The 23,785-nt window shown below is 61.3% G+C and carries 23 protein-coding genes; 4 read left to right on the top strand and 19 right to left on the bottom strand.

All coding sequences use genetic code 11. The annotated features are described in order from the left end of the window. Positions 1-15 precede the first annotated feature (15 nt). Entirely contained in the window at positions 16-396 is a 381-nt protein-coding gene (locus tag F3J08_RS03815; protein WP_166928495.1) for a VOC family protein, read from the top strand. Here F3J08_RS03815 and F3J08_RS03810 read toward each other — a convergent pair. From F3J08_RS03810 to F3J08_RS03795, 4 genes are all read right to left on the bottom strand, one after another. Next, positions 381-3,476 (bottom strand): efflux RND transporter permease subunit, encoded by a 3,096-nt coding sequence (locus F3J08_RS03810; RefSeq protein WP_166928494.1) that lies wholly within the window; start codon positions 3,474-3,476, stop codon positions 381-383. The genes F3J08_RS03815 and F3J08_RS03810 overlap by 16 nt on opposite strands. A gap of 7 nt (positions 3,477-3,483) precedes the next feature. Beyond that, positions 3,484-4,677 carry an efflux RND transporter periplasmic adaptor subunit gene (locus F3J08_RS03805; RefSeq protein ID WP_166928493.1) on the bottom strand — a complete coding sequence of 398 codons (1,194 nt, stop codon included), beginning with the start codon at positions 4,675-4,677 and terminating at the stop codon, positions 3,484-3,486. Between the two features lie 12 nt (positions 4,678-4,689). Continuing rightward, a complete protein-coding gene (locus tag F3J08_RS03800) occupies positions 4,690-4,956 on the bottom strand; it encodes a metal-sensing transcriptional repressor (protein WP_122040320.1) in 267 nt (88 codons plus the stop codon). A 146-nt stretch (positions 4,957-5,102) separates the two neighbouring features. Continuing rightward, positions 5,103-5,816: a pirin-like bicupin family protein gene (locus tag F3J08_RS03795; RefSeq protein ID WP_166928492.1), complete on the bottom strand. Its 714-nt coding sequence runs from the start codon at positions 5,814-5,816 to the stop codon at positions 5,103-5,105. Between the two features lie 88 nt (positions 5,817-5,904). Between F3J08_RS03795 and F3J08_RS03790 the strand changes: the two genes are divergently transcribed. Then, the gene (locus F3J08_RS03790) at positions 5,905-6,825 is read left to right on the top strand and encodes a LysR family transcriptional regulator (RefSeq protein ID WP_166928491.1); all 921 of its coding nucleotides are present in this window, start codon (positions 5,905-5,907) and stop codon (positions 6,823-6,825) included. Between the two features lie 86 nt (positions 6,826-6,911). Continuing rightward, the gene (locus F3J08_RS03785) at positions 6,912-7,295 is read left to right on the top strand and encodes a helix-turn-helix domain-containing protein (RefSeq protein ID WP_122040322.1); all 384 of its coding nucleotides are present in this window, start codon (positions 6,912-6,914) and stop codon (positions 7,293-7,295) included. A 112-nt stretch (positions 7,296-7,407) separates the two neighbouring features. On the opposite strand, the gene cobM is transcribed toward F3J08_RS03785, so the two are convergent. The 3 genes from cobM to cbiE are packed head-to-tail and all read right to left on the bottom strand — an operon-like array spanning position 7,408 to position 9,817. After that, positions 7,408-8,205, bottom strand: coding sequence for a precorrin-4 C(11)-methyltransferase (gene cobM, locus F3J08_RS03780; protein WP_122040323.1), 798 nt, complete (start codon positions 8,203-8,205; stop codon positions 7,408-7,410). Further along, positions 8,202-8,585, bottom strand: a complete 384-nt coding sequence (locus F3J08_RS03775) for a cobalamin biosynthesis protein (protein WP_162922333.1) — start codon at positions 8,583-8,585, stop codon at positions 8,202-8,204. The genes cobM and F3J08_RS03775 overlap by 4 nt, the downstream gene beginning before the upstream one ends. After that, on the bottom strand, positions 8,582-9,817 hold the full coding sequence (cbiE, locus tag F3J08_RS03770; protein WP_240149112.1) for a precorrin-6y C5,15-methyltransferase (decarboxylating) subunit CbiE: 1,236 nt from the start codon (positions 9,815-9,817) through the stop codon (positions 8,582-8,584). Before cbiE ends, F3J08_RS03775 begins: the two co-directional genes overlap by 4 nt. A 3-nt stretch (positions 9,818-9,820) precedes the next feature. Here cbiE and F3J08_RS03765 point away from each other — a divergent pair, with 3 nt between their 5' ends. Next, on the top strand, positions 9,821-10,564 hold the full coding sequence (locus F3J08_RS03765; RefSeq protein ID WP_166928489.1) for a cobalt-precorrin-6A reductase: 744 nt from the start codon (positions 9,821-9,823) through the stop codon (positions 10,562-10,564). A gap of 28 nt (positions 10,565-10,592) precedes the next feature. Here the strand turns inward: F3J08_RS03765 and cobJ are convergent, their stop codons facing one another. The 12 genes from cobJ to nuoG form a co-directional block, all read right to left on the bottom strand. Continuing rightward, complete coding sequence (cobJ, locus tag F3J08_RS03760) at positions 10,593-11,354, bottom strand: precorrin-3B C(17)-methyltransferase (RefSeq protein WP_166928488.1); 762 nt, start codon at positions 11,352-11,354, stop codon at positions 10,593-10,595. After that, on the bottom strand, positions 11,351-12,073 hold the full coding sequence (locus F3J08_RS03755) for a precorrin-2 C(20)-methyltransferase (protein ID WP_166928487.1): 723 nt from the start codon (positions 12,071-12,073) through the stop codon (positions 11,351-11,353). The genes cobJ and F3J08_RS03755 overlap by 4 nt, the downstream gene beginning before the upstream one ends. Continuing rightward, the gene (locus F3J08_RS03750; RefSeq protein WP_166928668.1) at positions 12,070-12,705 is read right to left on the bottom strand and encodes a precorrin-8X methylmutase; all 636 of its coding nucleotides are present in this window, start codon (positions 12,703-12,705) and stop codon (positions 12,070-12,072) included. The genes F3J08_RS03755 and F3J08_RS03750 overlap by 4 nt, the downstream gene beginning before the upstream one ends. A gap of 38 nt (positions 12,706-12,743) precedes the next feature. After that, on the bottom strand, positions 12,744-13,847 hold the full coding sequence (locus F3J08_RS03745) for a hypothetical protein (protein ID WP_166928486.1): 1,104 nt from the start codon (positions 13,845-13,847) through the stop codon (positions 12,744-12,746). Between the two features lie 125 nt (positions 13,848-13,972). Continuing rightward, positions 13,973-15,421 (bottom strand): NADH-quinone oxidoreductase subunit N, encoded by a 1,449-nt coding sequence (locus F3J08_RS03740; protein WP_166928485.1) that lies wholly within the window; start codon positions 15,419-15,421, stop codon positions 13,973-13,975. Beyond that, on the bottom strand, positions 15,421-16,923 hold the full coding sequence (locus F3J08_RS03735; RefSeq protein ID WP_346426169.1) for an NADH-quinone oxidoreductase subunit M: 1,503 nt from the start codon (positions 16,921-16,923) through the stop codon (positions 15,421-15,423). Before F3J08_RS03735 ends, F3J08_RS03740 begins: the two co-directional genes overlap by 1 nt. Further along, a complete protein-coding gene (nuoL, locus tag F3J08_RS03730) occupies positions 16,920-18,794 on the bottom strand; it encodes an NADH-quinone oxidoreductase subunit L (protein ID WP_231944577.1) in 1,875 nt (624 codons plus the stop codon). Before nuoL ends, F3J08_RS03735 begins: the two co-directional genes overlap by 4 nt. Continuing rightward, complete coding sequence (gene nuoK, locus F3J08_RS03725; protein ID WP_023979431.1) at positions 18,763-19,074, bottom strand: NADH-quinone oxidoreductase subunit NuoK; 312 nt, start codon at positions 19,072-19,074, stop codon at positions 18,763-18,765. The genes nuoL and nuoK overlap by 32 nt, the downstream gene beginning before the upstream one ends. Before the next feature lies 1 nt (position 19,075). After that, entirely contained in the window at positions 19,076-19,579 is a 504-nt protein-coding gene (nuoJ, locus tag F3J08_RS03720) for an NADH-quinone oxidoreductase subunit J (protein ID WP_023979430.1), read from the bottom strand. A 2-nt stretch (positions 19,580-19,581) separates the two neighbouring features. Then, complete coding sequence (gene nuoI / locus F3J08_RS03715; protein ID WP_166928484.1) at positions 19,582-20,094, bottom strand: NADH-quinone oxidoreductase subunit NuoI; 513 nt, start codon at positions 20,092-20,094, stop codon at positions 19,582-19,584. A gap of 13 nt (positions 20,095-20,107) precedes the next feature. Continuing rightward, complete coding sequence (gene nuoH / locus F3J08_RS03710; RefSeq protein WP_166928483.1) at positions 20,108-21,070, bottom strand: NADH-quinone oxidoreductase subunit NuoH; 963 nt, start codon at positions 21,068-21,070, stop codon at positions 20,108-20,110. Further along, the gene (gene nuoG / locus F3J08_RS03705) at positions 21,067-23,778 is read right to left on the bottom strand and encodes an NADH-quinone oxidoreductase subunit NuoG (protein ID WP_166928482.1); all 2,712 of its coding nucleotides are present in this window, start codon (positions 23,776-23,778) and stop codon (positions 21,067-21,069) included. The genes nuoH and nuoG overlap by 4 nt, the downstream gene beginning before the upstream one ends. Between the last annotated feature and the right edge of the window lie 7 nt (positions 23,779-23,785).

The following is a 23,785-nucleotide window of genomic DNA, read 5'->3' as shown; positions in this document are numbered from 1 at the left end:
AGGAGATGAGAGTTCATGTTCAGTCATATCACGATAGGCAGTGACGACCTCGAAGCCTCGAAAGCGTTTTACGACGCCGCTCTGGGTGCGCTTGGTTGTCCGCCAGGTGAGATGGTGCCCCCGAACCGCCTGTTCTATACGCATGATGGTGGCAGGCTCATGATCACCACGCCGCTCAATGGCGAACCCGCAACCGGCGCCAATGGCGGAACGATCGGTTTCAAGGCGGACTCACCCGAAGCCGTCGATGCGTGGCACAAGGCCGGTGTCGCGCATGGCGGTACCGCCATCGAAAATCCCCCCGGCCCGCGCGAATCTCCCATCGGTACGCTCTATCTCGCCTATCTGCGCGATCCATACGGCAACAAGCTCTGCGCCCTTCACCGCATGGGCTGATCAACCTCCTGCGCCGGACGCGACGCATCCTCCCGGCTGAAGAACCGTGCATAGAGCAGCGGCAGCACAAGCAGGGTCAGGAGGGTTGATGTGATCAGCCCTCCAATCACGACGCTTGCCAGAGGGCGTTCGACTTCGGCCCCGGCACTGCCGGAAAACGCCATGGGGAAAAAGCCGAGACTGGCCACCGAAGCCGTGGCCAGAACCGGGCGAAAGCGGGCCTTTGCCGCGGCAAAGGCCGCCTCGGCAGCGCCCATCCCCGTCAGGCGGTAATCACGGATCTGGCTGACCAGCACGACACCGTTGAGAATGGCCACCCCGAACAGCGCGATGAACCCGATTCCGGCGGCAATGCTGAATGGCAGCCCCCTGATGGCGAGGGCAAAAATACCCCCTGTGGCGGCAATCGGCAGGTTGATGAAAACCAGCAGCGCCGCCCGGGGTGAGCCCAGAGCCAGCACCAGAAAAACGAAAATCATAACCAGAGCCACGGGCACAACCTGCGCGAGGCGCGTCATGGCTGAGTCCAGATTGCGGAACTGGCCCGCCCATTCGAGCCTGTAGCCCGGAGGCAGATGCAGCGATGCCCCGACCTTCGCCTGTGCAGCAAGAACGAAAGATTTGACATCGCGCCCGCGCACATTGGCCTGCACGATCACCCGACGGCGCAGACTGTCCCGGTCGATACGCGCCGTCGTTTCATCAACAGTAATATGCGCAACATCCTTGAGCAGAACCCAGCCGCGCCCGTCCTCGCGCCTGATCTGCAACCCGCCGATACGGGTTGCACTGGCCACTGCACCGCCGGTAAAGCGGATCTGTGTCGGTATAAGGGCATTATCGATAATCACCGGCCGCCCGATATGGCCACCTACCGCCTCGATGGTGGAGAGAATTTCCGGCACCGCAACGCCCAGTCGCGCCGCAGCATCGCGGTTGATGTCGATATGAAGATACGCCACCGTCCCCTCACCCTGCTGGGCGACATCGGCAGCGCCCGGCACCGAGGCGATCACGCTCACAAGATGCGCGGCCAGCTTGTCGAGCATCGACAGATCATCGCCATAGACCGAAATAGCCAGCTGTGTACGCACACCCGACAACAGGTCGTCCATGCGCATCTCGATCGGCTGGGTGAACGAATAGGCCGCATCGGGAAGGTCATGACTGAGCTTGGCGCTCATGGCGCTCACAAGCTTCGACTGGGTCATCCCCGCACGCCACTGATCACGTGGCCTGAGGAACACAAAGCTGTCCGTCTCGTTCGTTCCCATCGGATCGGTCGGGATGGCGGCGGTACCGGTATTGCTCACCACGGTCTCGACTTCAGGGAAACTGCGCAGCAGGCGCTCTTCCTGCGTTACCGATGCCAGAACAGTCGGCAGAGAGGCGCTTGGCAGGCGCATGGCATTGACCACAAGCGCCCCCTCCTCAAGCTGGGGCACGAATTCGCCGCCCAGCCGTGAGGCGAGCACGAGCGCGAGCAGGAAGATACAGGCTGTTCCCATGAAAACACTGCGTGTATGCGCAGCGCACCAGTCCAGAGCCGGCTCATAACGGCGCCTGAGATACTGGACGACACGCGTTTCGCGGTCCTGCGGCGCATGACGCATCAAGAGCGCAGAGAGGATTGGCACGACAGCAAAGCAGTAAATGAGCGAGGTCACGAGCCCCATGATGATGGTCTGCGCCATGGGTCTGAACATACGGCCCTCCACCCCCTGCAGGGTCAGGATGGGCAGATAGACCATGATAATCACGAAAATGGCGAAGCTGACCGGTCGCAGCACGGTGCGCACGGTGTGAATGGCCAGTGAATCGAGGCTCTCCCCCGATCTGTTGCGGGCGCGCTCGACCATGAGATGCTCGACCACGACCAGCGAGCCATCCACGATCATACCGAAATCGATCGCGCCGAGGCTGAGCAGATTGGCCGAAATGCCAAAAACACGCATTCCGACAAAAGCCATGACGAGCGAGACAGGGATGACAGAAACAATCACCAGCGCGGCACGCCAGTTCCCCAGCACGACAAGCAGCGTCACAAAAACCAGACACGCCCCGAGGACGAGGTTTTCCTTGATGGTGCGTATGGTTTCGTCAGTCAGGGTCGAGCGCCGGTAAAATGGCTTTAGCGTCACGCCCGGGGGCAGCGTCTGCTGGATGGCTGGCAACGCAGCATCGATCGCATCGAGCGTCGCATTGGAACTGGCGCCTTTCTGCATGAGAACGACACCGTTGACGATTTCACCCCTGCCATCGCGCGTGACAGCGCCGAGGCGCAGGCGCGCCTCAAGCGAGACGCGGCCCAGATCGCGCAGGCGAATGGCCAGCCCGTTGGCCCCCATCGCCACAGGGATGGCCCCGAAATCGGCCAGCGACCCGACAAGGGCGCGACCCACAACCACCTGCTGCTCCGCCCCGCGTGCAATCCAGCCCCCACCCGATGAGGCATTATTGCTTTCTATCGCGGCATAGATCCTGCCAAGCGCGATGTCATGGGCACGCAGGCGGGCCGGATCAAGGGTCAGCGTATAGGTCTCCTCGGCCCCGCCATTGACATTCACATCAGCCACGCCCGGCACGAGCCTTAACTGCGGAGCCACGGACCAGGTCATGAGCCTGTTGAGGTCGAGCGGCGAATAACGTCCGTCGCCATCGATCTGCATCTGCATGATCTCGCCCATGCCAGTGGCCAGAGGCCCCATCGCAACACTCACCGGTACGGCAATGGCCTCACGGGCCTTTTGCAGACGCTCATTGACCCGTGTCCGGTCGAGATCGAGATTGGAGGTATCGCTGAACTGCAGATAGACGACCGAAAGCCCCGTACGCGAAACGGAGCGCAGATCGATCAGATCCGGCAGTCCCGTCAGGCTCGCTTCGAGCGGAAAGGTGATCTGCTTTTCCACTTCTTCCGTCGCAAGGCCCGGCGATGTGACCGAAACAAGCACCTGCTGGGGCGAGATATCAGGGACGGGCTCGACCGGCAGTCCCGGCACCACCATCAGCCCGGCCAGGACCAGCATCGCGCAAAGCGCGAGTATAGCAAGCTTGCTGCGCTGTAGGAATTCCCACATGGCGCGCTCAGTCCGCTGTCATGGAAGAGAGCAGCGCCATTGATTTGAGCGTGAAGCTGCCTTCGCCCACCAGCCTGTCGCCATCGTGCAAGGCCCCGCTCACAATGGCCTGCTCGTCGTCACGCGCCTTGACCTGCACGGAAACGGGCATGAAATGCGTGGCATCCTGCTGGAGGAATACCACATCCTCACCATCAATCTGCTGAAGCGCTGCCACCGGCACACGCAGCCCCTGCGTCCCCTCGCCGGTCTGGAAAGCCGCATCGAGCATCATGCCCGGGCGCAGTGAAGAAGGTGGATGATCGAGGGTGCAGACCACGCGCACAAGCCCTGTGGCAGGATCGGCGAGCCCCGCCACGGTGGTGATCCGCGCCTCGATTACCCGTCCCTTTTCCTGACTGGCCGGGCGAAACCGCGCCTTGCCTCCGGGCGCCAGTCCGGCAGCATCTTCGGGCGAGAGATCGGCGCTCAGCCAGAGGCGGGAGAGATCGACCACGGTCACGAGATTGTCGCCAGCATTGATATCGGCTGCGACAGAGGTGCGCACAGCCTGCACGACGCCATCGACCGGGCTGATCAGATCCGATGCCTCGTCCTGCACGATCCGCTCGGTTACGGAGGTGAATTCCTCCGTCTGCCTGTGTTCGAGCGTCGCAAGGTCCGCTTCTCGAGCTTTCACCAGTCCACGCTGCTGTTCGAGCACCATCCGGCGTCGTTCAAGCTCCCCGCGTGAGACCGCACTCCCGACAAGCGCCGCACCGCGACGATAGAGCATCGTCGCCTCCGCCTCACCGGCACGCGCCGAAGCCAGGGCGGCATCGACCTGTTCACGCTGAAGCTGAAGCTCATGCAGGGAGTGATCGGTGTAGGAAATCAAAGCCTCGCCGCGTTTGACAGGCTGACCGGGTGTCACATGCACCGCCATGACCTTGCCTGCACCGGCTGCATGGATATCGATAACCCGGCTCGTATCGGCATCGACCCGTGCCATCGCCTGCACTGAGGGGAACACCTCGCCCTGTAACAAAGAGACGATCACGACATGCTCGTTGCGCTGCGCCTCCTCAGGCAGCGTGAAGACATGACGCCAGGCCTCTGCTGCCTGTGCCGTGCCGCCGAGACACGATGAAGCCGCAAGACCTGTCAGAACGACAGAGACAGCCAAAATCCTGCTGCGCGTCGAGGCGAGACATCTGATCATGCGACGCCCCTGTCAGAGATATTTAACGAGACGGGCAAATTCGCGCATGGCATCGTCACGCCCGGTTCCGCCATCTTCCATCGCTTCAATCACGCAATGCTCGACATGGTCCTGAATCAGGGCACGCTTGGCATTGCGCAGGGTGTGTTCGACGGCCTGAATCTGCTGGGCCAGATCGGCGCAGCTTCGATCGGCCTCGATCATGTCGAGGATCGTCGCCAGATGGCCGTGGGCCTGCTTGAGGCGAAGGGCGATTTTTCGATGATTCGGCGGACTCATATACTCCCTATACCCTAGGGGGGAGGGTATAGGGAAGAACGTTTAGACATCGTGCGTCACAATTGACGCCGGCGAAGGGCGGTCCTGCCAGACTGCCTGGCATGATGGGTGCGATGCCTGCCCAAGCCCCATCATGCCCTTGATGATCAGTCGCGTGTTTCGACAATCACGATTTCCGAAACGCTGGCTGCTTCGATTGTCACGAGAGCCTCGTCACGCAGCGCAGCCCCATCGCGTGGAGCGAGTTTCACGCGCGATCCGGGAGTGAGGAGCGTGACATCGCCAGAGGCCAGAACGGCATAGCCCGACCAACCGGGCTCGAGCTGCCACTCAAGCGCGCGGCCCTTCTCGATCGTCGCTGCCCGGACCCGTGCCGTGGCATTGATCCGCAGCGCATCGTCGTCACCTTCAACACCAGAGGCCAGCGTCACCAGCCGATTGGCCCGTGCCTCGACCGGAAAAGGCCGTGTCCCCCACGTGGGCGCGTGACCACGCCGGTCGGGCTGGATCCAGATCTGAAAGAGCGTGGTGGTCACGGCCTCAAGATTGGCCTCGCTATGAACGATCCCTGTGCCGGCTGACATGACCTGCACCTGTCCTGCCTCGGTCCGGCCCTCATTACCCAGCGAGTCACGGTGTGAAATGGCCCCCTGACGAACATAGGTGATGATCTCCATGTCCCGATGCGGATGAGAGGGAAAACCGCTATCCGGTGCAATCTCGTCATCATTCCAGACGCGCAGCGCACCCCAGCCCATGCGGGCAGGATCGTGATAACCGGCAAAGGAAAAATGATGCGCGGCCTTGAGCCAGCCATGGTCGGCGTGGCCGATCGACGCAAATGGACGGTAGTCGATCATGAAATGATCCTCCTGAGTGATGATCGACCATAGGCAATTGGATGTACGTCAATATATAGAAATAATGGAAACAGATCGGTTCCATTTCATGACACAACGCTTGCCTGACTTCGAGGCTCTGGCCATCTTCGCCCGTGTGGTCGAGCTTGGTTCCTTCAGTGCTGCGGCGCAGGCTCTTGGCCTTTCGCGCCCCACCATTTCAAAGGCCATTGCGCGTCTGGAACATAGCACGGGCACCTATGTGCTAAACCGGACCTCACGCCAGCTCGCCCTGACTAAAACCGGGCAGCGGGTACTGACCCACGCCAACCGAATTCTCGGCGAGGGCGAAGCTGCCGAGGCCGAATTGCGCCAGGCGGTTCATCACCCGCATGGATTGTTGCGCCTTACCGCCCCGATCTCTTTCGGTCTGAATCATGTGGCACCCCTGCTCCCGGATTTTCTGACGCGGTATCCCGAGATCCATCTTGCCATGACCTATACGGATGCCCAGCTCGACCTGATCGGTGGGGGGTTTGACATCGCCATACGTATTGCGGCTCACGCCCCCTCATCGCTGCGTGCTTTGCGCCTTTGCCGCATACCGCTGTTTCTGGTGGCTGCACCGGCCTATCTCGCCCGGCATGGTGCGCCATCACACCCCAGAGATCTCAGGCAGCATGACGGGCTGATCTATGAAGGCACACAATCACCGGGAGCATGGCGCATGAGCTGCGACGGGGAAACCATGCAGGTCGATCCACCGACGAGCCGTTACCGCTCAAACAATGCTGAAGCCTTTTTGCCCGCGCTGCGGGCCGGGCACGGTATCGGAATATTCCCGGAATTCATGATCGCACAGGACATGCAAAATGGCACATTGATCAGGCTCCTGCCGGAATGGTCCCTGCCCGAAACAGAACTCTGCCTGCTGACACCTCCCGGACGTTCTCATCCCGCAAGGGTATCCGCTTTCCTCAGCCATATCGGCGGAGCGTTAAAATTATCTCCTTGGCGTGAATCCACATAATTTGACGACGCACGGGGTAATCATTTATTAACTTCAATGCTACGCTGATCAAGGGCGTGTCCCGGAAGAATAGAGACGAAGAAAATATGAACAGCGAACGACCCCAAAAGATATCACCAAGCTTTGCTCTCACGAGGCGCATTGCGATGCTCCGAAAAAGCCAAGGCATGAGCCAGCAACAGCTTGCCGATACATTGGGAGTATCACGTTCTGCTGTTGCTTTTTGGGAAACGGGGCGTGTCGGTAGTTTGAGAAAATATATTCCGAAACTCGCTGACCTCTTTGGCGTCTCGACCGAGGCCTTCCTGACCGGCATGATTGAGGAGGACATTCCTGCTGTTCTCACGCCTGACGAGGATGATCTGCTCCGTCTTTACCGTCTGCTCAATCCGGAAATGAAACTGACTGCCCAGAAGTGGATGGAACGGCAGGTTCACAAGCAGAACGCGTCCGAAAAAGTCATCGCCTGAGCGCAAACGGCTTTATTCGCTGGCGTGCATGCCTGATCTACGGGGCGCGCTTGTCACATGGCGAGCCTAAACATCTCCATATCGTACCGCGCGGACCAAAAGGCCCTCGCTCTCAGATCACCGGGCGCGAGGTTTCGAGAGGGATATTATCCTTGTTGCGCCCACGAAACCGCCGCTGATAATCGGGATCGTAGAGCGCGCTCTCCCGAAACATCCCCGGATCAAGGGCCCTGCCGACGAGTACAAGTGCTGTACGAGCCTCGGGCTCAGCCGCCATCAGGGGAATAATCGTAGCGAGCGTTCCCTGCACGCGATGTTCATCAGGCCAGCTCGCCCGCGCGACCACGGCAGCAGGACAGGTTGCGCCATAGAACGGTAGCAGGCGGCTCACAATCTCTTCCAGTCGATGCACCGCAAGATGGATCGCCAGTGTCGCGCCGGTCGCAGCGAAAGCTTCAAGAGTTTCTGCCTCCGGCATAGCCGAAGCGCGCCCTGACAGACGCGTCAGGACCAGACTCTGCGCTACACCCGGCACAGTCAGCTCGCGCCCAAGCGCGGCAGAGGCTGCGGCAAAGGCCGGCACACCTGGTGTCAGCGTGTAGGCAATACCTCTACGCTCCAGCCGCGCGACCTGCTCAGCCACGGCGCTATAGAGCGAAAGATCGCCTGAATGGAGCCTGGCGACATCCTCACCGGCCTCATGAGCCGCAACGAACAAGGCCTCGATCTCATCGAGACAAAGAGGCGCCGTATCGATCTGTCTGGCTTCAGGCCCGCAGAAAGCAAGGATCTCGGGTGGGATGATCGAGCCCGCGTAAAGACAGAGCGGCGCGCGTTCCAGAATGGCGCGGCCCCGCAGCGTCATCAGATCAGCAGCCCCCGGCCCCGCCCCGATAAAATGAACGGTCACTGGCTCAGCGATCCGGCCTTGATCATGGCAAAGGCGCAGGTCACGCCGTCTCCGGCAAGTCGCGCCCCCAGCAACTGGCTGTGCGGCCCCAGAACGGCCAGAGCGCAGCCTTCCGCGATTGAGCCGAACCCCATTGTCATACGGGCGCGCTCGGAGTGGGTCAGACAGCGCGGCTGGGCCGAGGCAAGAGACAGGAGATCGACCACCGTGACAGGCAATTTGAAAAGCTGGGCCACAGCCTGCACAGCGGCGTGGTTCTGTCGGAATGCCGGAACGGCAAAACCATGCGGCAGGCCCCAGCGCTCGATGGCCAGCCTCACCACATCAATCATGGCCTCGGGGGATGCCTCGAGCCTGCAACCCAATCCTCCCATGATCATGGTTTGACAGCCTTGTACTGTGTGACCGTCATGGCCGGCCTGAATCCATGCATGGTCCCTATTGGTCCTAGACGCTCCATGCTGATGCGCGATAGCGCACCGCCCCATGCTTGAAAAGCCTCGAAAAGCCGTTGCTCGCCCTCAAGCGTGACAGCATTGGCCACCAGCCTGCCGCCAGAACGAAGCGCAGACCACGCATTGTCGAGCAATCCGGGCGTACTGATACCGCCGCCGACAAACACAGCATCGGGCGGCGGCATATCAGACAGGGGCGCAGAAAGGTCACGCTGTTCCACGTGAAGCTGATCGACACCCAGAGCTTCTGCATTACGCGCGATACGCGCACAACGCTCTGCATTGCGTTCAACGGCAAAGCACTGGTTCGAGGAGTGGCGCAACATCCACTCGATACCGATCGACCCCGATCCTGCCCCAAGATCCCATAACATCTGCCCCGGATGGGGGCTAAGGGCGCTGAGGGTGATCGCGCGTATCTCCTGTTTGGTGATCTGACCGTCATGTTCGAAAAAATGGTCAGGCAGACCGCAGGCCAGAGGCAGCAATGACGCGCCCCTGCCGGCCATAATCTCCACCGCCATCATATTAAGCCGCGCCACATCGCCGGGTGCGCCTTCGCGGGCCCAAAACACCCGCTGTCGTTCTTCGGGTCCATCGAGCGCTTCGAGCAGATGGATCACGCTCTCACCGCATCCCTTCTCGTCCAGCCATGCGGCCAGAGAGGCGGGCGTTGTCTCATCTGCCGAAAGGATGACAAGCCTTGCACCCGGCTGCAAATGCGGCAAAAGGCGGCTTATGGGCCGGCCGCAGAGCGAGACGAGGCCGACATCCTGTGCTGACCATCCTGTTCTGGCGCAGGCCAGGGTCAGGCAGGAGCGTGAGGGTATGACCTGGAGCCCATCATAGCCAAAATGCGCAGCAATCTGCTTGCCAATCCCGAAGAAGAACGGATCCCCCGAGGCCAGAACGACGACATCGCGTCCTTCATGACGGGCCAGGGCCTGCATGGCCTGCGAGTAGGGCGACGGCCAGGTCTCGCGCAGCGCCTGCCCCCTTCCCTCCACGAGACTCAGATGTCGCTTTCCGCCGACCAGAACATCGGCCTTGAGAATTGCCCGTTGCGCCTTGCGTGAAAGCGCTTCAAACCCGCCCTCTTCCAGGCCGATGATCGTCAGCCAGCGTTTGGCGCCTGAACAAGGAGAGAGTGAGGGCAAGGAATGCATATCCTGATATTGGGGGGCACCACCGAGGCGCGCCAACTCTGTCACGCGCTGGAGTCCCAGGGGGAAGATGATATCACGTTTTCTCTGGCGGGTGTCACGGCGTCGGCAATGCCTGTTCCGTCCCGTATGCGCATGGGGGGGTTTGGCGGCATCGCCGGGCTGATCGCTTGGCTGACCCGCCATGAGGCTGACGTGGTGATCGATGCCACCCATCCGTTCGCTGCGCGCATGAGCCATCATGCCGTTGCGGCTACGAAGGCCTGTTCGCGCCCATTGCTGCGCCTCACCCGCCCGGCATGGCAAGCCGGAGAAGGCGCGATATGGCGCCATGCGCCGTGTATCAGTGCCGTTCCCGCCATGTTGGGAACGACCCCGCGCCGGGTTTTCCTGACGACAGGTCGCAAGGATCTCGATCCATTCAGGCATACGCCGCATCACTACCTCCTGCGCAGTATCGATCCGCCCGGCGATGCGCTGCCAGACGGCGCGACCGTTCTACTCGCACGCGGCCCCTTCCGGCTTGATGACGAACTCACCCTGTTTCGCGAGCATCGTATCGATTGTCTCGTGACAAAAAATGCCGGTGCGGCGGCTACAGCCCCCAAGCTGGAGGCGGCCCGACAACTTGGTGTTGAGGTCATCATGGTCGATCGCCCGCCTCTTCCGCCTGCCGAGGAACTTGATACGGTCGAGGCCGCCATGACATGGCTGGAACGGATCAGGCTTCGCGGCTCATGAGTCGGCGCAACCTGCGGCAATCCCGGCTTCAGGGCACGCGGCGCAACGTGTAGAGCCAGGGGGTTTCGCCGGGGCGTTCGATCAGATGAGTGAAGGCGCAGCCAATCAGCACCAGCGTGCTCATATCCGCATCCTCGCCTCTTGCCTGAGCCAGGGACACATGCAGGACATGCTCGCCGGGGCGACCTATGGCGCGGGCAAACACGACACGTGTCTCCCCTGGCAGCACCCGACGCAACACTTCGAATCCCTGATCGAGCTGGCCGGGGCGCGCCAAGGAACGGGGATTATAGAGCGCAATCACAAATCCGGCTTCGGCCGCAGCCTTCAGACGGCGCGCCACGATGTCCCAGGGCTTGAGATTATCCGACAGCGATATCACGCAGAAATCGCCGCCAAGCGGCGCCCCGAGCCTCGCTGCCGCGGCGAGCACGGCACTGATGCCGGGTACGACGCGTATATCGATAGCACGCCAGGCAGGTGGCCCGCCTGCCACGGCCTCGAACACGGCACTCGCCATGCCGAAAACGCCCGCGTCCCCGCCCGAGACGACCACAGGCAACCGCCCGCTCATCGCCAGATCGAGCGCATGGCGGGCGCGATCGAGTTCCTCGCGATTATCCGTCACATGGGGCGTTGCATGCTCGCCTGCACCCAACGCAAAGGCGCGGGTGACATAAAGCCCGTAACCCAGCACATCGGTTGCCGCAGCCAACGCCTCACGTGCCTCGGCCGTGATCTGACCCGTCGCACCGGGCCCAAGACCAACTACATACAGGACAGGCTTCATCGGGCCCGCTTTCGCCCCGGCACGAGGACCATGGAGAAATAAGGAGCTTTTTCCGGCGCCTGATCGAGCGGCAGGCAGACCTGCCCGGTTTGTGTGCCGCGTTCGACATACACCGCCTTCTCGTGGCGCCCGCTTTGCTGCAGGGCTGCACGCACTTTCGCAAAATTGCGCCCGATCTTCATGATCACATGCGCATCACCCCGTGCGAGCCACGCGGAGAGACTGGCTTCATCGAGCGTTGCAGGCAATACACTGAGAATATCATCACCATGCACCATCGGCAGATGAGCGGCTGACCAGCAGCCGCTCATCCCGGTAATGCCCGGCACGATCTCGCAGCGAAAATGCGGACTGAGGCGGTCAAACAGATACATGGCCGAGCCGTACAGAAACGGGTCGCCTTCGCACAAAAGCGCAATCCGACGCCCTTTCGCCAGCTCTTCTGAAAGCCTCTGGGCACAACGGTCGTAAAATGCGGCCATATCGACCAGATAACGCGGGTCCTCCACCGGCACAGCCGTGGTGAATGGATAGTCGAACCGCAGTTCTTCCGCGCCTGAGGGCACATGATCACCGGCGATGACACGCGCATGGCCCGGTTTGCCGCACGCAGCGAACCACGCCACCACATCCGCAGCCTGCAGGTAACGCACCGCTTTGAGGGTCAGCAATTCCGGGTCACCCGGCCCCATGCCAAGAATCTGGCAGAGACCGGTCATTCGCTCTCGCTGGCCAGCGCGTTGACACAGGCAGCCGCCATGGCGCTTCCCCCCTGCCTGCCCCGTACAATAGCCCAAGGGATTTCATTAAAGGCTGCCAGTGCCTCTTTGGACTCTGCCGCGCCGATGAAGCCGACCGGCATGCCGATAATGGCTGCGGGACGCTTGCCACCCTGCCGGATGAGTTCCAGCAGGCGAAACAGGGCTGTCGGTGCATTGCCGATCGCCACGACCGCGCCCTCCAGGTCGCTCCCCCAAAGATCGACCGCCGCCGCCGATCGCGTGTTGCCGATAAATCTGGCCAGCTCCGGTGTACGCATGTCACGCAAGGTACAGATGACCTGGTTATTGGCTGGCAACCGCGCACGCGTCACACCGTGAGCCACCATCTCAGAGTCACACAGGACAGGCTTTCCAGCCAGCAGCGCGGTACGCGCCGCGGCGACAAAGCCGGGAGCGAAGTCAAGATTGCGGGTGATATCGACCATGCCACAAGCATGAATAACCCTGACCGCAACGCGTGCCTCATCATGATCATAAGCCGAAAGATCGGCCTCAGCCCTGATTGTCGCAAAGGACCGGGCATAGATCTCAGCGCCGTCGCGGATATAGTCGTAACTCTCTTCGGTCATGCGCTCTCCCCGGTCATGGGCCGTCTCGTTTCTTCCTGTCATGCCCGACGCAAACGCCTTCGCACGTCCTCGATGTCAAGACCAGACTCGGCAGGTCGATCAGAGACACTCCCCTGCCAGACAAGATCATATCCTTTTGGCCCCGCCACCAGTGTCACATCATGACTACCGCGCGAAGCACATCCCTTGGCGCAGCCCGAGACATGGAGCCGTCTGCCGCGCAGTTCAGTCACTAGCGACAGCGCGTCGCGTTGTGTTGGCGCATGGGCCTGTGCGCAGCGCCCTGCGCCCGGACAGGCCATGAGGTCCGCTCGCCTGTCCTGAGGGTCGGTTATCAGGTCATGGGCTGCAACAGGGCGATCGAGCACCAGCCCCCGCCAGGGTGTCAGCCGTATCGCCGCGCCGGCAGAAGCGATGGAGGCAAGAGTCTGGGCACTGATTTCACCCAGCACCGCCACAGCACCAAAACACCCGGGCAGGAAGGGACCAAGCAAGGGCGGTATCGTCCCTCTAAATGGTGCCGCCCGATGCAATGCCCGATCTGCAATGGCCCGATGCGCAGAACGCTGGAGCGCCGCCAGCACTTCATCGACCAGATCTGTCCTGTCCGGTTGATGCCTCAGGGCACCTTCGTACAAAATCCACGCCCCTGCCTCGTGGCGCAGGGCCAGATCACCCCGCAGCGCCCCTGAGGGGACCAGTCCACCACCATCGACAGCAAGGCTGAATTTCTCCGGCGGACGCCATGAGGGCGGCAAATCCTGCATCGCCTGCGTGATTTCATGCGCGAGAGCCAAGGTGTCTTCAGCGCAATCGGGATCGAGACCAGCCAGAGGTGATGCAAACAGGATGCGGCGCCTTGCTTCCTGCTGTGGCGCCTCAAGGCCCAGACCATGCGCCACAGCAAGCGACGTGAAATCGAGCGCCGCCTGATGATCGAGCCCCCGAAGCTGGAGGTTGCCGCGCAGGGTGAGCGTGATGCGCGCATTGCCATGACGCGCGGCATAATCCGCCAGAAAGGTCGATTGCCCGGGGTTCAGTCCTGTGGGGTCCGGGGTGACACGCACCAGCCAGCCATCATGCGTTTGCATTGGGGCATGAAGGGCTGGACACCAGCCTTTGCGAATGGGGGCGGAACTCATGACCCGGTGATACCTCTCCTGACCGGGCAATGCGCATAAAAAAAGCTGCACGCCCGACGGACATGCAGCTTTCATCGACTTTCTGAACTGGCGGCCATGTAGTCGCCAGCTCGGGAGAGCCTTCGTCAGGGCAAGGTTGCTGGCGCCGCAGGGAGAGGCGGGGCCACAACCAGAGACTGGCTGCGCTGGACCAGCGTGCTGGGGCAAATGCCCAGCAGGATGGTGGCGCAGGCCAGCACAGTGATCAGTGCTGCATTGACCGGCGTAGGTGCCGTCAGCTCCGCGCGGGTCTCGCGATCTGCTGGCGCAGGCGTCAGCATGATCAGGATCAGGCGCAGATAGTAGAACAGACCGATCGTGCTGCTGGCGATCAGGACGAAGAGCAGAAGCGTGCGATGGGCCGAAACGCCCGCAGCCGCCACATAGAACTTCGCGAAGAAGCCGACTGCCGGGGGAATACCTGCCAGCGAAATCAGCATGATCGACATGGCCAGCGCAGCGGCAGGCTTGCGACGGAACAGCCCGTGCCATTCACGGATATCGGTACCCTGGGGCAGCACACCGTTCATGATGGCAAACACGCCAAGCGTCGAGATCGCATAGGCCGCCAGGTAAAAGGCAGCCGAAGCCACGCCAAACGGCCCCGGTGACAGGAAAGCCACCAGCAGATAGCCCACATGCGCGATGGACGACCCGGCAAGCAGGCGACGCAGATCCGTCTGCACCACGGCCATCAGGTTACCGCCCAGCATGCTGAGCACGGCCACGATCAGAATCTCGTTCACCTGTGCGCTGGGCACATAGAGATTGACGGCGGAGAAATAGCGCAGCATGGCCGCAAAAAGCGCGATCTTGGATGTCACGGCCACCAGGGCCGCCACCGGTACGGACGTGCCTTCAAGCACATCGGCCAGCCAGAGATGGAACGGCACGGCAGACAGTTTGAAGAACATGCCTGACAGGATGAGGATAACCCCCATCACACCAATGATCGGCTCGGGAACATGGCTTAGATCGGGGGCTGCGAAACGCAGCGATCCGGTCTCGGCGTAGATCAGCGCAAAACCGAACACCATCGTGGCCGATGCGACACCCGAAAGAAGCAGATACTTCATCGCGGCTTCACCGGCGTCGAGACGCTGGTTGTGGAACGCGATCAGGCCAAGCAGGGCCAGGCTGAGCGTTTCGAGACCAAGGAAGAACGACACGAAATGAACCGCGCCGGTCATGGCCACGCCACCCAGTGTGGCCAGTGTGAGCAGCAGGAAATACTCGCTGTTCACACTCGGGTCAGCGCTGATGGCGCCATGGCGCGACATCAGCACGATTGCCAGTGCTGAGAGAATGATCAGCGCACCGGCAAAAGAGGCCCATGTATCAGGGGCAAAAAGCGGGGTGGCACCCGTCATGACGAGCACGGTCGGCAGCATGATCGAGGCCAGCGACGCCAGAAGAACGATCACGCACAGAATGGCATCACGAACGACATGACGCCGCCAGGAGATGGCTGCGAGCTGCACCAGGCTTCCGAGGCACAGCACCAGCACCGCATTGGGGAGGAACGAGAAAGACATTACTGGGCCTGCTCCTGAGCGATGCTCACGACATGGGGGCTGGCCGGTGCCGACAGGTTGAGAACCGGCTGCGGATAGACGCCAAGCGCAAGGAGAAGAAGGGCTGCCACACCAAGGACAGCGAGATGCGGCACGGAAGGCGCACCAAGCGGTGCCACGGCATCGGTCTTTTTCGGGCCATAAAAGACGCGCAGCATCATGGTGAGCGAATAGACCGACGACAGCACCAGACCAGCCGCTGCGAAGAACGTCATGGTATGGCTGACCTGCCATGTGCCCATGAGCACCAGGAACTCACCGACAAAGTTGCCCAGCCCCGGAAGGCCAAGCGAGGCCGCAGCGAAGAACATGGCAAATGCCGAGAACTGCGGCATGGCAGGCCAGAGCCCACCCATACGCGACATGTCGCGCGTCCCCAGACGATCTTCTAGAAGCCCTGCGATCACGAAAAGAGCACCCGTGCTGAGACCATGCGCCACCATCTGGGCGATGGCACCCTCCATACCGATGCGTGTGCCCGAGAACACACCCAGCAGGATGAAGCCAAGATGGCTGATGGAGGAATAGGCAATGAGGCGCTTGATATCATCCTGCGCCACGGCAAGCCATGCGCAGTACAGGATACCGACCACGCCAAGCGTCATGGCGATGGGTGCGAGATGCGCCGCAGCACCGGGGAAGAGCATGACCACGAAGCGGATCAGGCCATAGCCACCTGTCTTTGCCAGAACACCCGAAAGCAGAATGCTCGCAGCGGCAGGCGATGCCGCATAGGTGTCTGGCAGCCACGAATGGAAAGGCACCATAGGCAGCTTGACCGCAAAAGCGATGAAGAAGCCAAGCATCAGCACCGGGGCGATGGGCGCAATCAGCGCCGTCTGCGACAGGGCAAAGTAGTCGAACGTAATGACGCCGGTGCGCTGGGCGTTGACGATGACAAGGCCAAGAATGGCCAGCAGCATCAGCAAGCCACTTCCCTGCGTGAACAGGAAGAACTTCAGCGCAGCGCGCTGGCGCCCTGCATCACCCCAGATCAGGATAACCCCGAAGAGCGGCAGGAGCATCAGCTCCCAGAAGAAGAAGAACAGGAACAGGTCGGTCGCCATGAAGACGCCGTTGATCCCGGCCACCGTTGCCAGCAGCAGGAAGTGAAACAGGCCTGCGCGATCTGCCACATTGCGTGCGCTGAGCAGCGCGCAAGGCAGGGAGATCAGCGCGTTGAGCCACAGCATGACGAGGCTCAGACCGTCAATGTCGAGCCGGACATTGATGCCCAGCATCGGCACCCAGGCCATGGAGAAATGGCCAAGCCATCCCCCGGCGCTGGCACCGCCTGACAATGCGCTGAGTGTGACCTGCGCAAGCAGGATCACCATCAGCACAAGCGTGATGAGTGAGGAAACCGACGCCGCGCGCGAGGCGCCGCGCAGCCCGACAAGCCAGGCTGCAAGACCCCCGATGAAGGGGATCAGAACAAGAGCGGGAAGTGCCAACATCATCATACCGCCAGACAAAGAGCTGCAACCGTTCCTGCTGCGATCCAGCCGGCATAGCGACGCACCTGGCCGCTCTGCAGCTTCGCAACAGCGTATCCACCGCCCTGGGTCAGGGCTGCAACCAGATCATAGAAACGATCGATGAAATCACGACGGTTCAGATGGGCAAGCACCATGAACGGCCGTACGAAAACCCGGTCATACAGCGTGTCGAAACCCCAATCGGCGCGCAGCGTCGAAATGGCAGGGCTTTCGGCAGCAACCGGTGCTTCGCCTTTCGGGCGCCACAGCGTCCAGGCGATGGTCACGCCGGCAATCGGCACGAGAGAGCCGAGAATGAGCAGGCTGGTATTGTGCTCTTCAGGCAGGGCACCGAGCACGGGGGAAAGAAGATTGGAGAAGATATGCACGTGTGCGATGGCATCCGGCATTTCCATCCAGCCGCCCGCAATGGCGAGCACGGACAGGATCCCCATGGGCAGGGCCATGGCGATGCCCGACTTGCCATGTGCATGGGTGCGATGACCGCCCCAGAACACGATGAACACGCAGCGGAAGATATAGATGGAGGTCAGGAAGGCACCAAACAGCGCACCGGCCCAGAAGATCGGGCTCAGATCATAGGCGCTGCCCAGAATGAGCTCTTTCGAGAAGTAACCGGCGGTGATCAGCGGCAGACCTGCCAGCGCAGCCGAACCAATCAGGAAGGCTGCAAACACCCAGGGCATGTCCTTGCGCAGACCACCCATCTTGAAGATGTCCTGCTCGTGATGGACGCGCAGGATGATCGAACCCGCCGCCATAAAGAGCAGAGCCTTGAAGAAGGCATGCGTGACGAGATGGAACATGGCAGCATGCCAGGCGCCGCAACCGAGCGCGAGGTACATGTAGCCGAGCTGGCTCATGGTGGAATAGGCAAGGATGCGTTTGATGTCGGTCTGGACCAGAGCACTGCCCGCAGCGAGCAGAATGGTCACGAAACCCACAATGGCGCAGGCGAACATCGCCAGCGGCGTGAGAACGAACAGACCATGCAGACGCGCCAGAAGATAGACACCCGCCGTGACCATGGTCGCAGCATGAATGAGCGCCGAGACTGGCGTCGGGCCGGCCATGGCGTCAGGCAACCAGGTCTGGAGCGGCACCTGGGCCGATTTGGCCATTGCACCACCCAGCAGCAGGAACATGCCCAGCGTCAGCGTACGCGGTGCGGCATGGGGGCCGACGGCCAGAAGCGTCGGGATGTCCAGCGAGCCAACGGCTGTTGCCATCAGCAGCATACCCAGCAGGAACAATGCATCGCCCACACGCGTAACCACAAAGGCCTTTCGCGCGGCGATGGCATTGGCCTGTTCGCCATACCAGAAGCCGATGAGCAGATAAGAGCAAAGGCCCACGCCTTCCCACCCGATGAACACGCCCAGCAGATCCGATGCCAGCACCAGCAGAAGCATGGAGGCAACGAACAGGGTCATGTAGGTGAAGAAACGCGCGATGTCCTCGTCGTCATACATGTAGGCACAGGCATAGACGAGAATGAGGAAGCCGACGCAGGACACCACCAGCATCATGACCAGCGAGAGCCGGTCGAGCGTGAGCGCGATCTGGGCGTTGAAGGAGCCGACATTCATCCAGTTCCACAGCACGACGTGCAGCGAACCGAGCGAGTCCGGACCGGAAAGGAAGCTATAGGCCGAAATGACGGCGAAAAGCGCACAAAGCCCCATACCGGCGCCGACGAGAAGCGTCGTCGCCCGTGCGGGAAGCTTGCCCCCGGTCAGCATCAGGATGATGGAGACCGCCAGGGGGCAGAAAATGACAAGCGGAAGCAGCATGGCCACGAGACTAACCCCCCAGACGATTGCCGGTATCGGCATCTAGCGTGGAGCGTCCGGCTGCATGCATGCGCAGGATGATGGCCAGGCCAACTGCGGATTCCGCAGCAGCGAAGGCGACCACCATGATGAACATGACCTGACCATCCGCCATATGCCAGCGATTGCCCGCCGCGATGAACGCGAGGCAAGCGGCATTGAGCATGATTTCGGTCGACATCAGCATGAAGAGCAGGTTGCGGCGTACAAGGACGCCCAACGCTCCGAGTGAAAAGAGTATGACGGCGACAATGAGCGCGCCATTGGGATCGGCAGCAGTCATATCAGGATTTCCCTCCGATCCGGCGGCCGATGTGATAGGCGCTCACAAGCCCTGCCAGAAGCAGGAACGAGGAGAGCTCGACGGTCAGGATATAGGGGCCATAAAGCGTCAGACCGACCGCCTTGGGGCCGATCGGCGCGCCAACAGTGCCCACCGCCATGGTGTTGTGGCTCACGCCATAGACCAGCAGACCCATCAGCAGCAGCGAAATCACGCTGGGGCCAATCCAGGCGCCACCGGCAAACCAGCCTTTTTCACGAAGCTGGTCGGGCTGGCCCAGATTGATCATCATGACCACGAACACGAACAGGACCATGATCGCGCCGGCATAGACGATGATTTCGAGCATGGCAGCAAAAGGCGCGCCCAGCTCTTCAAACATGCAGGCAAGCGCCAGAAGCGACACGACAAGGTAAAGCAGGCCGTGAACGGGGATGGTGCGGGTAATCGCCAACGCGGTCGCGCCGATGGCGATCAGCCCATAGAGTTCAAGCATGATATTCATGATCAGGGCATCAGTGCATGAATGTCGATAGGCTTGGCTTCATTTTCGGCTTCACCTTTGTTCTTGCCCGGGATCTTGAGCCCCGACACATTATAGAAGCTGTAATCATGTACCTTGCCGGGTCCGCTGATCAGGAGGTCTTCCTTCTCGTAAACCAGGTTCTGGCGCACATATTCGCTCATCTCGAAATCGGGCGTGAGCTGAATGGCGTAGGTCGGGCAGGCTTCCTCACAGAAACCGCAGAAGATGCAGCGTGAGAAATTGATCTGGAAGAATTCCGGATACCAGCGCCCTTCCTTCTCGCCTTTCTGCAGGCTGATGCAATCTACCGGGCAGGCCGCGGCGCACAGATTACAGGCCACGCAGCGCTCTTCGCCGCTCGGATCGCGGGTGAGGACGATACGACCGCGAAAGCGGGGGGACAGGTACGGTTTGACGTCCGGATACTGCACCGTTTCATTGCGATGAAACATGTGCAGGAACGTCATCCATATGGTGCGGAGAATACCAAGCATGGCGCGCCCCCTCTCAGACGCCCGCGCGCAGCAGAACGACCGCGCCGGTGACCAGAATGTTAAGAAGAGACAGCGGCAGCAGCACCTTCCAGCCGAAGGACATCAGCTGGTCGTAACGAGGACGGGGCAGTGCTGCGCGCAGCAGGATGTAGAAGCAGATCAGCAGGAAAACCTTGATCGCAAACCACAGGACGGGCGGCAGGAACGGGCCATGCCAGCCACCGAGGTAGAGCGTGGTGATCAGGGCCGAGCTGAGTGCGACACCGGCATATTCGGCAAGGTAGAACATGCCGAATTTCATGCCCGAATACTCGGTATGGAAGCCGGCACCGATTTCGTTTTCACCTTCCGGGAAGTCGAAAGGCAGACGATGCGTTTCGGCAATACCGGCAAGCAGGAAGATCACGGCACCCAGGCATTGCGGGATGATGAACCAGCAATGGGTCTGGGCTTCCACGATGTCGCGAATGCTGAACGAACCGGCCGCCATGACAACGCCCATGACCGACAGGCCCATGAACACTTCATAGGAGATCATCTGGGCGGCGGCACGCATGCCACCAAGCAGGGCGTATTTGTTGTTGGACGACCAGCCGGCGAGAACCACCGAATAGACGCCAAGGCCCAGCATGCCGAAGATGAAGAGCAGGCCGACATTCAGCTCACCCGCCACACCCCAGATGGGGGTGATGGGCACGACGCCGAAGCAGAGCAGAACGGCCAGAAAGCCGATGATCGGCGCAACAAGAAAGACCGGCTTGTCCGCAAAAGGCGGAATCCAGTCCTGCTTGAACAGCATCTTCATCGCATCGGCGATGACCTGAAACAGGCCGAACGGGCCGACGCGGTTAGGGCCGGGGCGATCCTGGAACACGCCAAGCAGGCGGCGCTCCAGCATGGTCGAGACCGCTGCGACGCCGAGAACGCCAAAGACGGTCACGACGATCACAAGAATTGGCCACACGATGGGCATCATACCGCGCTCTCCGTTCCAATACGCTCGGCAGGCGCCATGATTTCAAGAGAAACCCAGCCCGGTGCCGACCAGGAGCGGGACACCATATGCGGCGGGCATGTGGCGACACCTTCGGGAAGAGAAGAGTCAGAGACGGCATCGACCGTGAACACTTCGCCATTCAGCGACAGACGGACCTGAGCACCCTTGGCCACGGTACCGCCGATACGCACCACCGCAGGGGCAGCACGCTCGGCAATCGGCTGGGCCATCATGCTCATTTCATCTGTGCCGAATACGCGGGCTTCAGGCAGAAGCATGAACTGACCGGCACGCGGGGCGAAAGCCGACGGCACGTCCATGGCATAGGAGCCTGCCGCATTGGCCACCCCTTCCACCAAACGCACGCCGCAATCACCACCACGCATCTTGCCGCCAATTTCCTGCTGGAAACGGTTCAGCGACTGCTCAGAGTTCCAGCCGGGCACCTGATAGAACGGCACGAGCGTGCCGGGCATGTCGGTGCTGTAGGAGCCTTCCATTGTGGAATGCAGCGGGGTATCGGGCGAGCTCGGCGGCGGAATGTCGCGCACGCTGATATTGGCGCGAATGGCCGTGCGTCCGCTGACGCGATGCGTCTGGCTGCGCAGCGGCGTGCCTTCGAGTTCATAGTCCGAACCCGGTGCTGCCTCGGGGATGCGGGCGAAAACCGGCATCGTCGCGGCAATCTCGGCAATCAGATCGTCCAGCTTGCCCCATGGCTGCACATGGCTGAGGCCAGCGGCCTGCGCCATATCGGCAATCCAGCGCCAGCCCGCCTGAAGCGGGGCGTCGGGATAGACCACCTGGAAGAAGCGCTGGGCGCGGCCCTCGGCACTGACCAGCGTGCCGTCCGTCTCGGAATAGGCTGCCGAGGGGAAGGTAACCTGAGAGCGGATAGCCGTCGGGGTGACCGAATGATCAAGCACCACAAGGTTGGCCGCACTCCCCACCAGTGCCTCGAACTGCGCACCATCGAGGCGGCGGCTCAGATCGTTTTCGAGAACGATCAGCGTGGCATCGGCGGCGCGTACCGCGATCTCGTCGAGCGAGAGCCCGTCCATCAGCGCGAGGCCCATCGAGTTGGCTTCCGGCAGGACGAAGCTGATGAGCGGCGCCTTGCCCTTGGCAGCCAGAGCAGAGGCAATGTTGGCCGTTGCCTGAAGCAGGGCAGCCGAAGCGTATTGCAGGCCCGAAACCAGCAGGGGCTTCTCGGCAGCCAGCAGGGCTTCAGCAATGAGCGAAGCGGAAGCCGCCTCGGCCTCATTCAGACCAGTCACATCGGGTGCCGACGCGTCGATGCGATGCGCAATGGCAAAGCCGAGACGTGCCGCATCTTCCGGCATGGCGCGGATGGCGTCCTGCGCGAAACCGTCCAGATCGGTCACTGTGGGTGACACCACGAAGAGCGGCGAAATCGTGTCCTGACCCAGCGTACGCACCGAGGCGTCCATCCAGTGAGGGACACGGGCCTGATCGGCTGCCTTGTTGAAGGCTGTACGCTTGATCTGGCGCAGTGCCAGGCTCATGCGCGGCGAGGTTGCCGAGACATCCTCACCCAGGATCAGGGCGCCGTCAGCGGTTTCCATCTCATGCATGGTGGCGATGCGCGCCGGGCCAGCGGCCAGAAGCGACACGGCCAGCTTGACGAGGCTGTGCTGCGGCTCGGCCATGCCGGTCGAGAAGTTCTCGGCACCGACGAGCTTGCGCAGGGCGTAGTTGGATTCCAGCGAGGCGCGCGGCGAGCCGATGCCCACCATCTTGCCCGAAGCCGCGATCTTGCCGAAATGATCCAGCGCGGCCTGGGCCGGTACCGGCGTCATGTCGCCATTGATCACATAACCAGCTGAACGCAGGCGTGTGGGGGCGTTGACCCAGCCATGACCGAAGCGACCGCGATCGCACAGGAAGTAGCGGTTCACCTCATCATTATAGCGGTTGAGCGTGCGGCGAACCTTGCCAGCGCGCTCATTGATGATGGTGTTGCAGCCCGTCGCACAGTTGGAGCAGACAGACGGCGCACCGCGCATGTCCCATTTGCGGCTGTACATCTTCGAAAACGGCTTGTCGGTAAACACGCCGGTCGGGCAGACCTCGATGAGGTTACCCGAGAAGGGGCTCTCCAGCGTGCCGCTCTCGTGACGGCCGAAATAGACGTTGTTGTGCGAGGCAAACACGCCCAGATCCTGGCCGCCCGCATAATCGCGATAGAAGCGCACACAACGATAGCAGGCGATACAGCGGTTCATTTCGTGCTTCACGAAAGGACCGAGTTCCTGATTGTTGTGGGTACGCTTGTCAAAGCGATAGCGACGCTCGCGATGACCGGTCATCACGGTCATGTCCTGGAGGTGACATTCGCCACCTTCTTCACAAACCGGGCAGTCATGCGGGTGGTTCGTCATCAGCCACTCGACCACTTCGCCGCGGAATTCCTTGGCTTCGGGGTCTTCAACCGAGATGATCGCGCCTTCAGTCACCGGCGTCATGCAGGCCATGACGATACGACCGCGTGTGTCGTCGACATTGGCATACTGCTTGACGGCGCACTGGCGGCACGCACCGACAGACCCGAGTTCCGGGTGCCAGCAGAAATAGGGCAGGTCTTCCCCTGCCTCGAGACAGGCCTGCAGAAGGTTCACGTCTGAACGTGCTTCAACCTCGCGGCCGTCGATTACGATTTTTGCCATCGGGCCG

The sequence above is a fragment of the Asaia sp. As-1742 genome, assembly GCF_011753235.1.
Classification (GTDB): Bacteria; Pseudomonadota; Alphaproteobacteria; order Acetobacterales; family Acetobacteraceae; genus Asaia; species Asaia bogorensis_B.
Note: the sequence above shows the minus strand (reverse complement) of the source record. Positions and strands in the feature narration are given on the sequence as shown.

Excerpts from the sequence above, each read along its gene's own strand:
- F3J08_RS03815 (WP_166928495.1), top strand. The coding sequence starts at position 16 with ATGTTCAGTCATATCACGATAGGCAGTGACGACCTCGAAGCCTCGAAA.
- F3J08_RS03810 (WP_166928494.1), bottom strand. The coding sequence starts at position 3,476 with ATGTGGGAATTCCTACAGCGCAGCAAGCTTGCTATACTCGCGCTTTGC.
- F3J08_RS03805 (WP_166928493.1), bottom strand. The coding sequence starts at position 4,677 with ATGATCAGATGTCTCGCCTCGACGCGCAGCAGGATTTTGGCTGTCTCT.
- F3J08_RS03800 (WP_122040320.1), bottom strand. The coding sequence starts at position 4,956 with ATGAGTCCGCCGAATCATCGAAAAATCGCCCTTCGCCTCAAGCAGGCC.
- F3J08_RS03795 (WP_166928492.1), bottom strand. The coding sequence starts at position 5,816 with ATGATCGACTACCGTCCATTTGCGTCGATCGGCCACGCCGACCATGGC.
- F3J08_RS03790 (WP_166928491.1), top strand. The coding sequence starts at position 5,905 with ATGACACAACGCTTGCCTGACTTCGAGGCTCTGGCCATCTTCGCCCGT.
- F3J08_RS03785 (WP_122040322.1), top strand. The coding sequence starts at position 6,912 with ATGAACAGCGAACGACCCCAAAAGATATCACCAAGCTTTGCTCTCACG.
- F3J08_RS03775 (WP_162922333.1), bottom strand. The coding sequence starts at position 8,585 with ATGATCATGGGAGGATTGGGTTGCAGGCTCGAGGCATCCCCCGAGGCC.
- F3J08_RS03765 (WP_166928489.1), top strand. The coding sequence starts at position 9,821 with ATGCATATCCTGATATTGGGGGGCACCACCGAGGCGCGCCAACTCTGT.
- cobJ (WP_166928488.1), bottom strand. The coding sequence starts at position 11,354 with ATGAAGCCTGTCCTGTATGTAGTTGGTCTTGGGCCCGGTGCGACGGGT.
- F3J08_RS03755 (WP_166928487.1), bottom strand. The coding sequence starts at position 12,073 with ATGACCGGTCTCTGCCAGATTCTTGGCATGGGGCCGGGTGACCCGGAA.
- F3J08_RS03750 (WP_166928668.1), bottom strand. The coding sequence starts at position 12,705 with ATGACCGAAGAGAGTTACGACTATATCCGCGACGGCGCTGAGATCTAT.
- F3J08_RS03745 (WP_166928486.1), bottom strand. The coding sequence starts at position 13,847 with ATGAGTTCCGCCCCCATTCGCAAAGGCTGGTGTCCAGCCCTTCATGCC.
- F3J08_RS03740 (WP_166928485.1), bottom strand. The coding sequence starts at position 15,421 with ATGTCTTTCTCGTTCCTCCCCAATGCGGTGCTGGTGCTGTGCCTCGGA.
- F3J08_RS03735 (WP_346426169.1), bottom strand. The coding sequence starts at position 16,923 with ATGATGATGTTGGCACTTCCCGCTCTTGTTCTGATCCCCTTCATCGGG.
- nuoL (WP_231944577.1), bottom strand. The coding sequence starts at position 18,794 with ATGCCGATACCGGCAATCGTCTGGGGGGTTAGTCTCGTGGCCATGCTG.
- nuoK (WP_023979431.1), bottom strand. The coding sequence starts at position 19,074 with ATGACTGCTGCCGATCCCAATGGCGCGCTCATTGTCGCCGTCATACTC.
- nuoJ (WP_023979430.1), bottom strand. The coding sequence starts at position 19,579 with ATGAATATCATGCTTGAACTCTATGGGCTGATCGCCATCGGCGCGACC.
- nuoI (WP_166928484.1), bottom strand. The coding sequence starts at position 20,094 with ATGCTTGGTATTCTCCGCACCATATGGATGACGTTCCTGCACATGTTT.
- nuoH (WP_166928483.1), bottom strand. The coding sequence starts at position 21,070 with ATGATGCCCATCGTGTGGCCAATTCTTGTGATCGTCGTGACCGTCTTT.
- nuoG (WP_166928482.1), bottom strand. The coding sequence starts at position 23,778 with ATGGCAAAAATCGTAATCGACGGCCGCGAGGTTGAAGCACGTTCAGAC.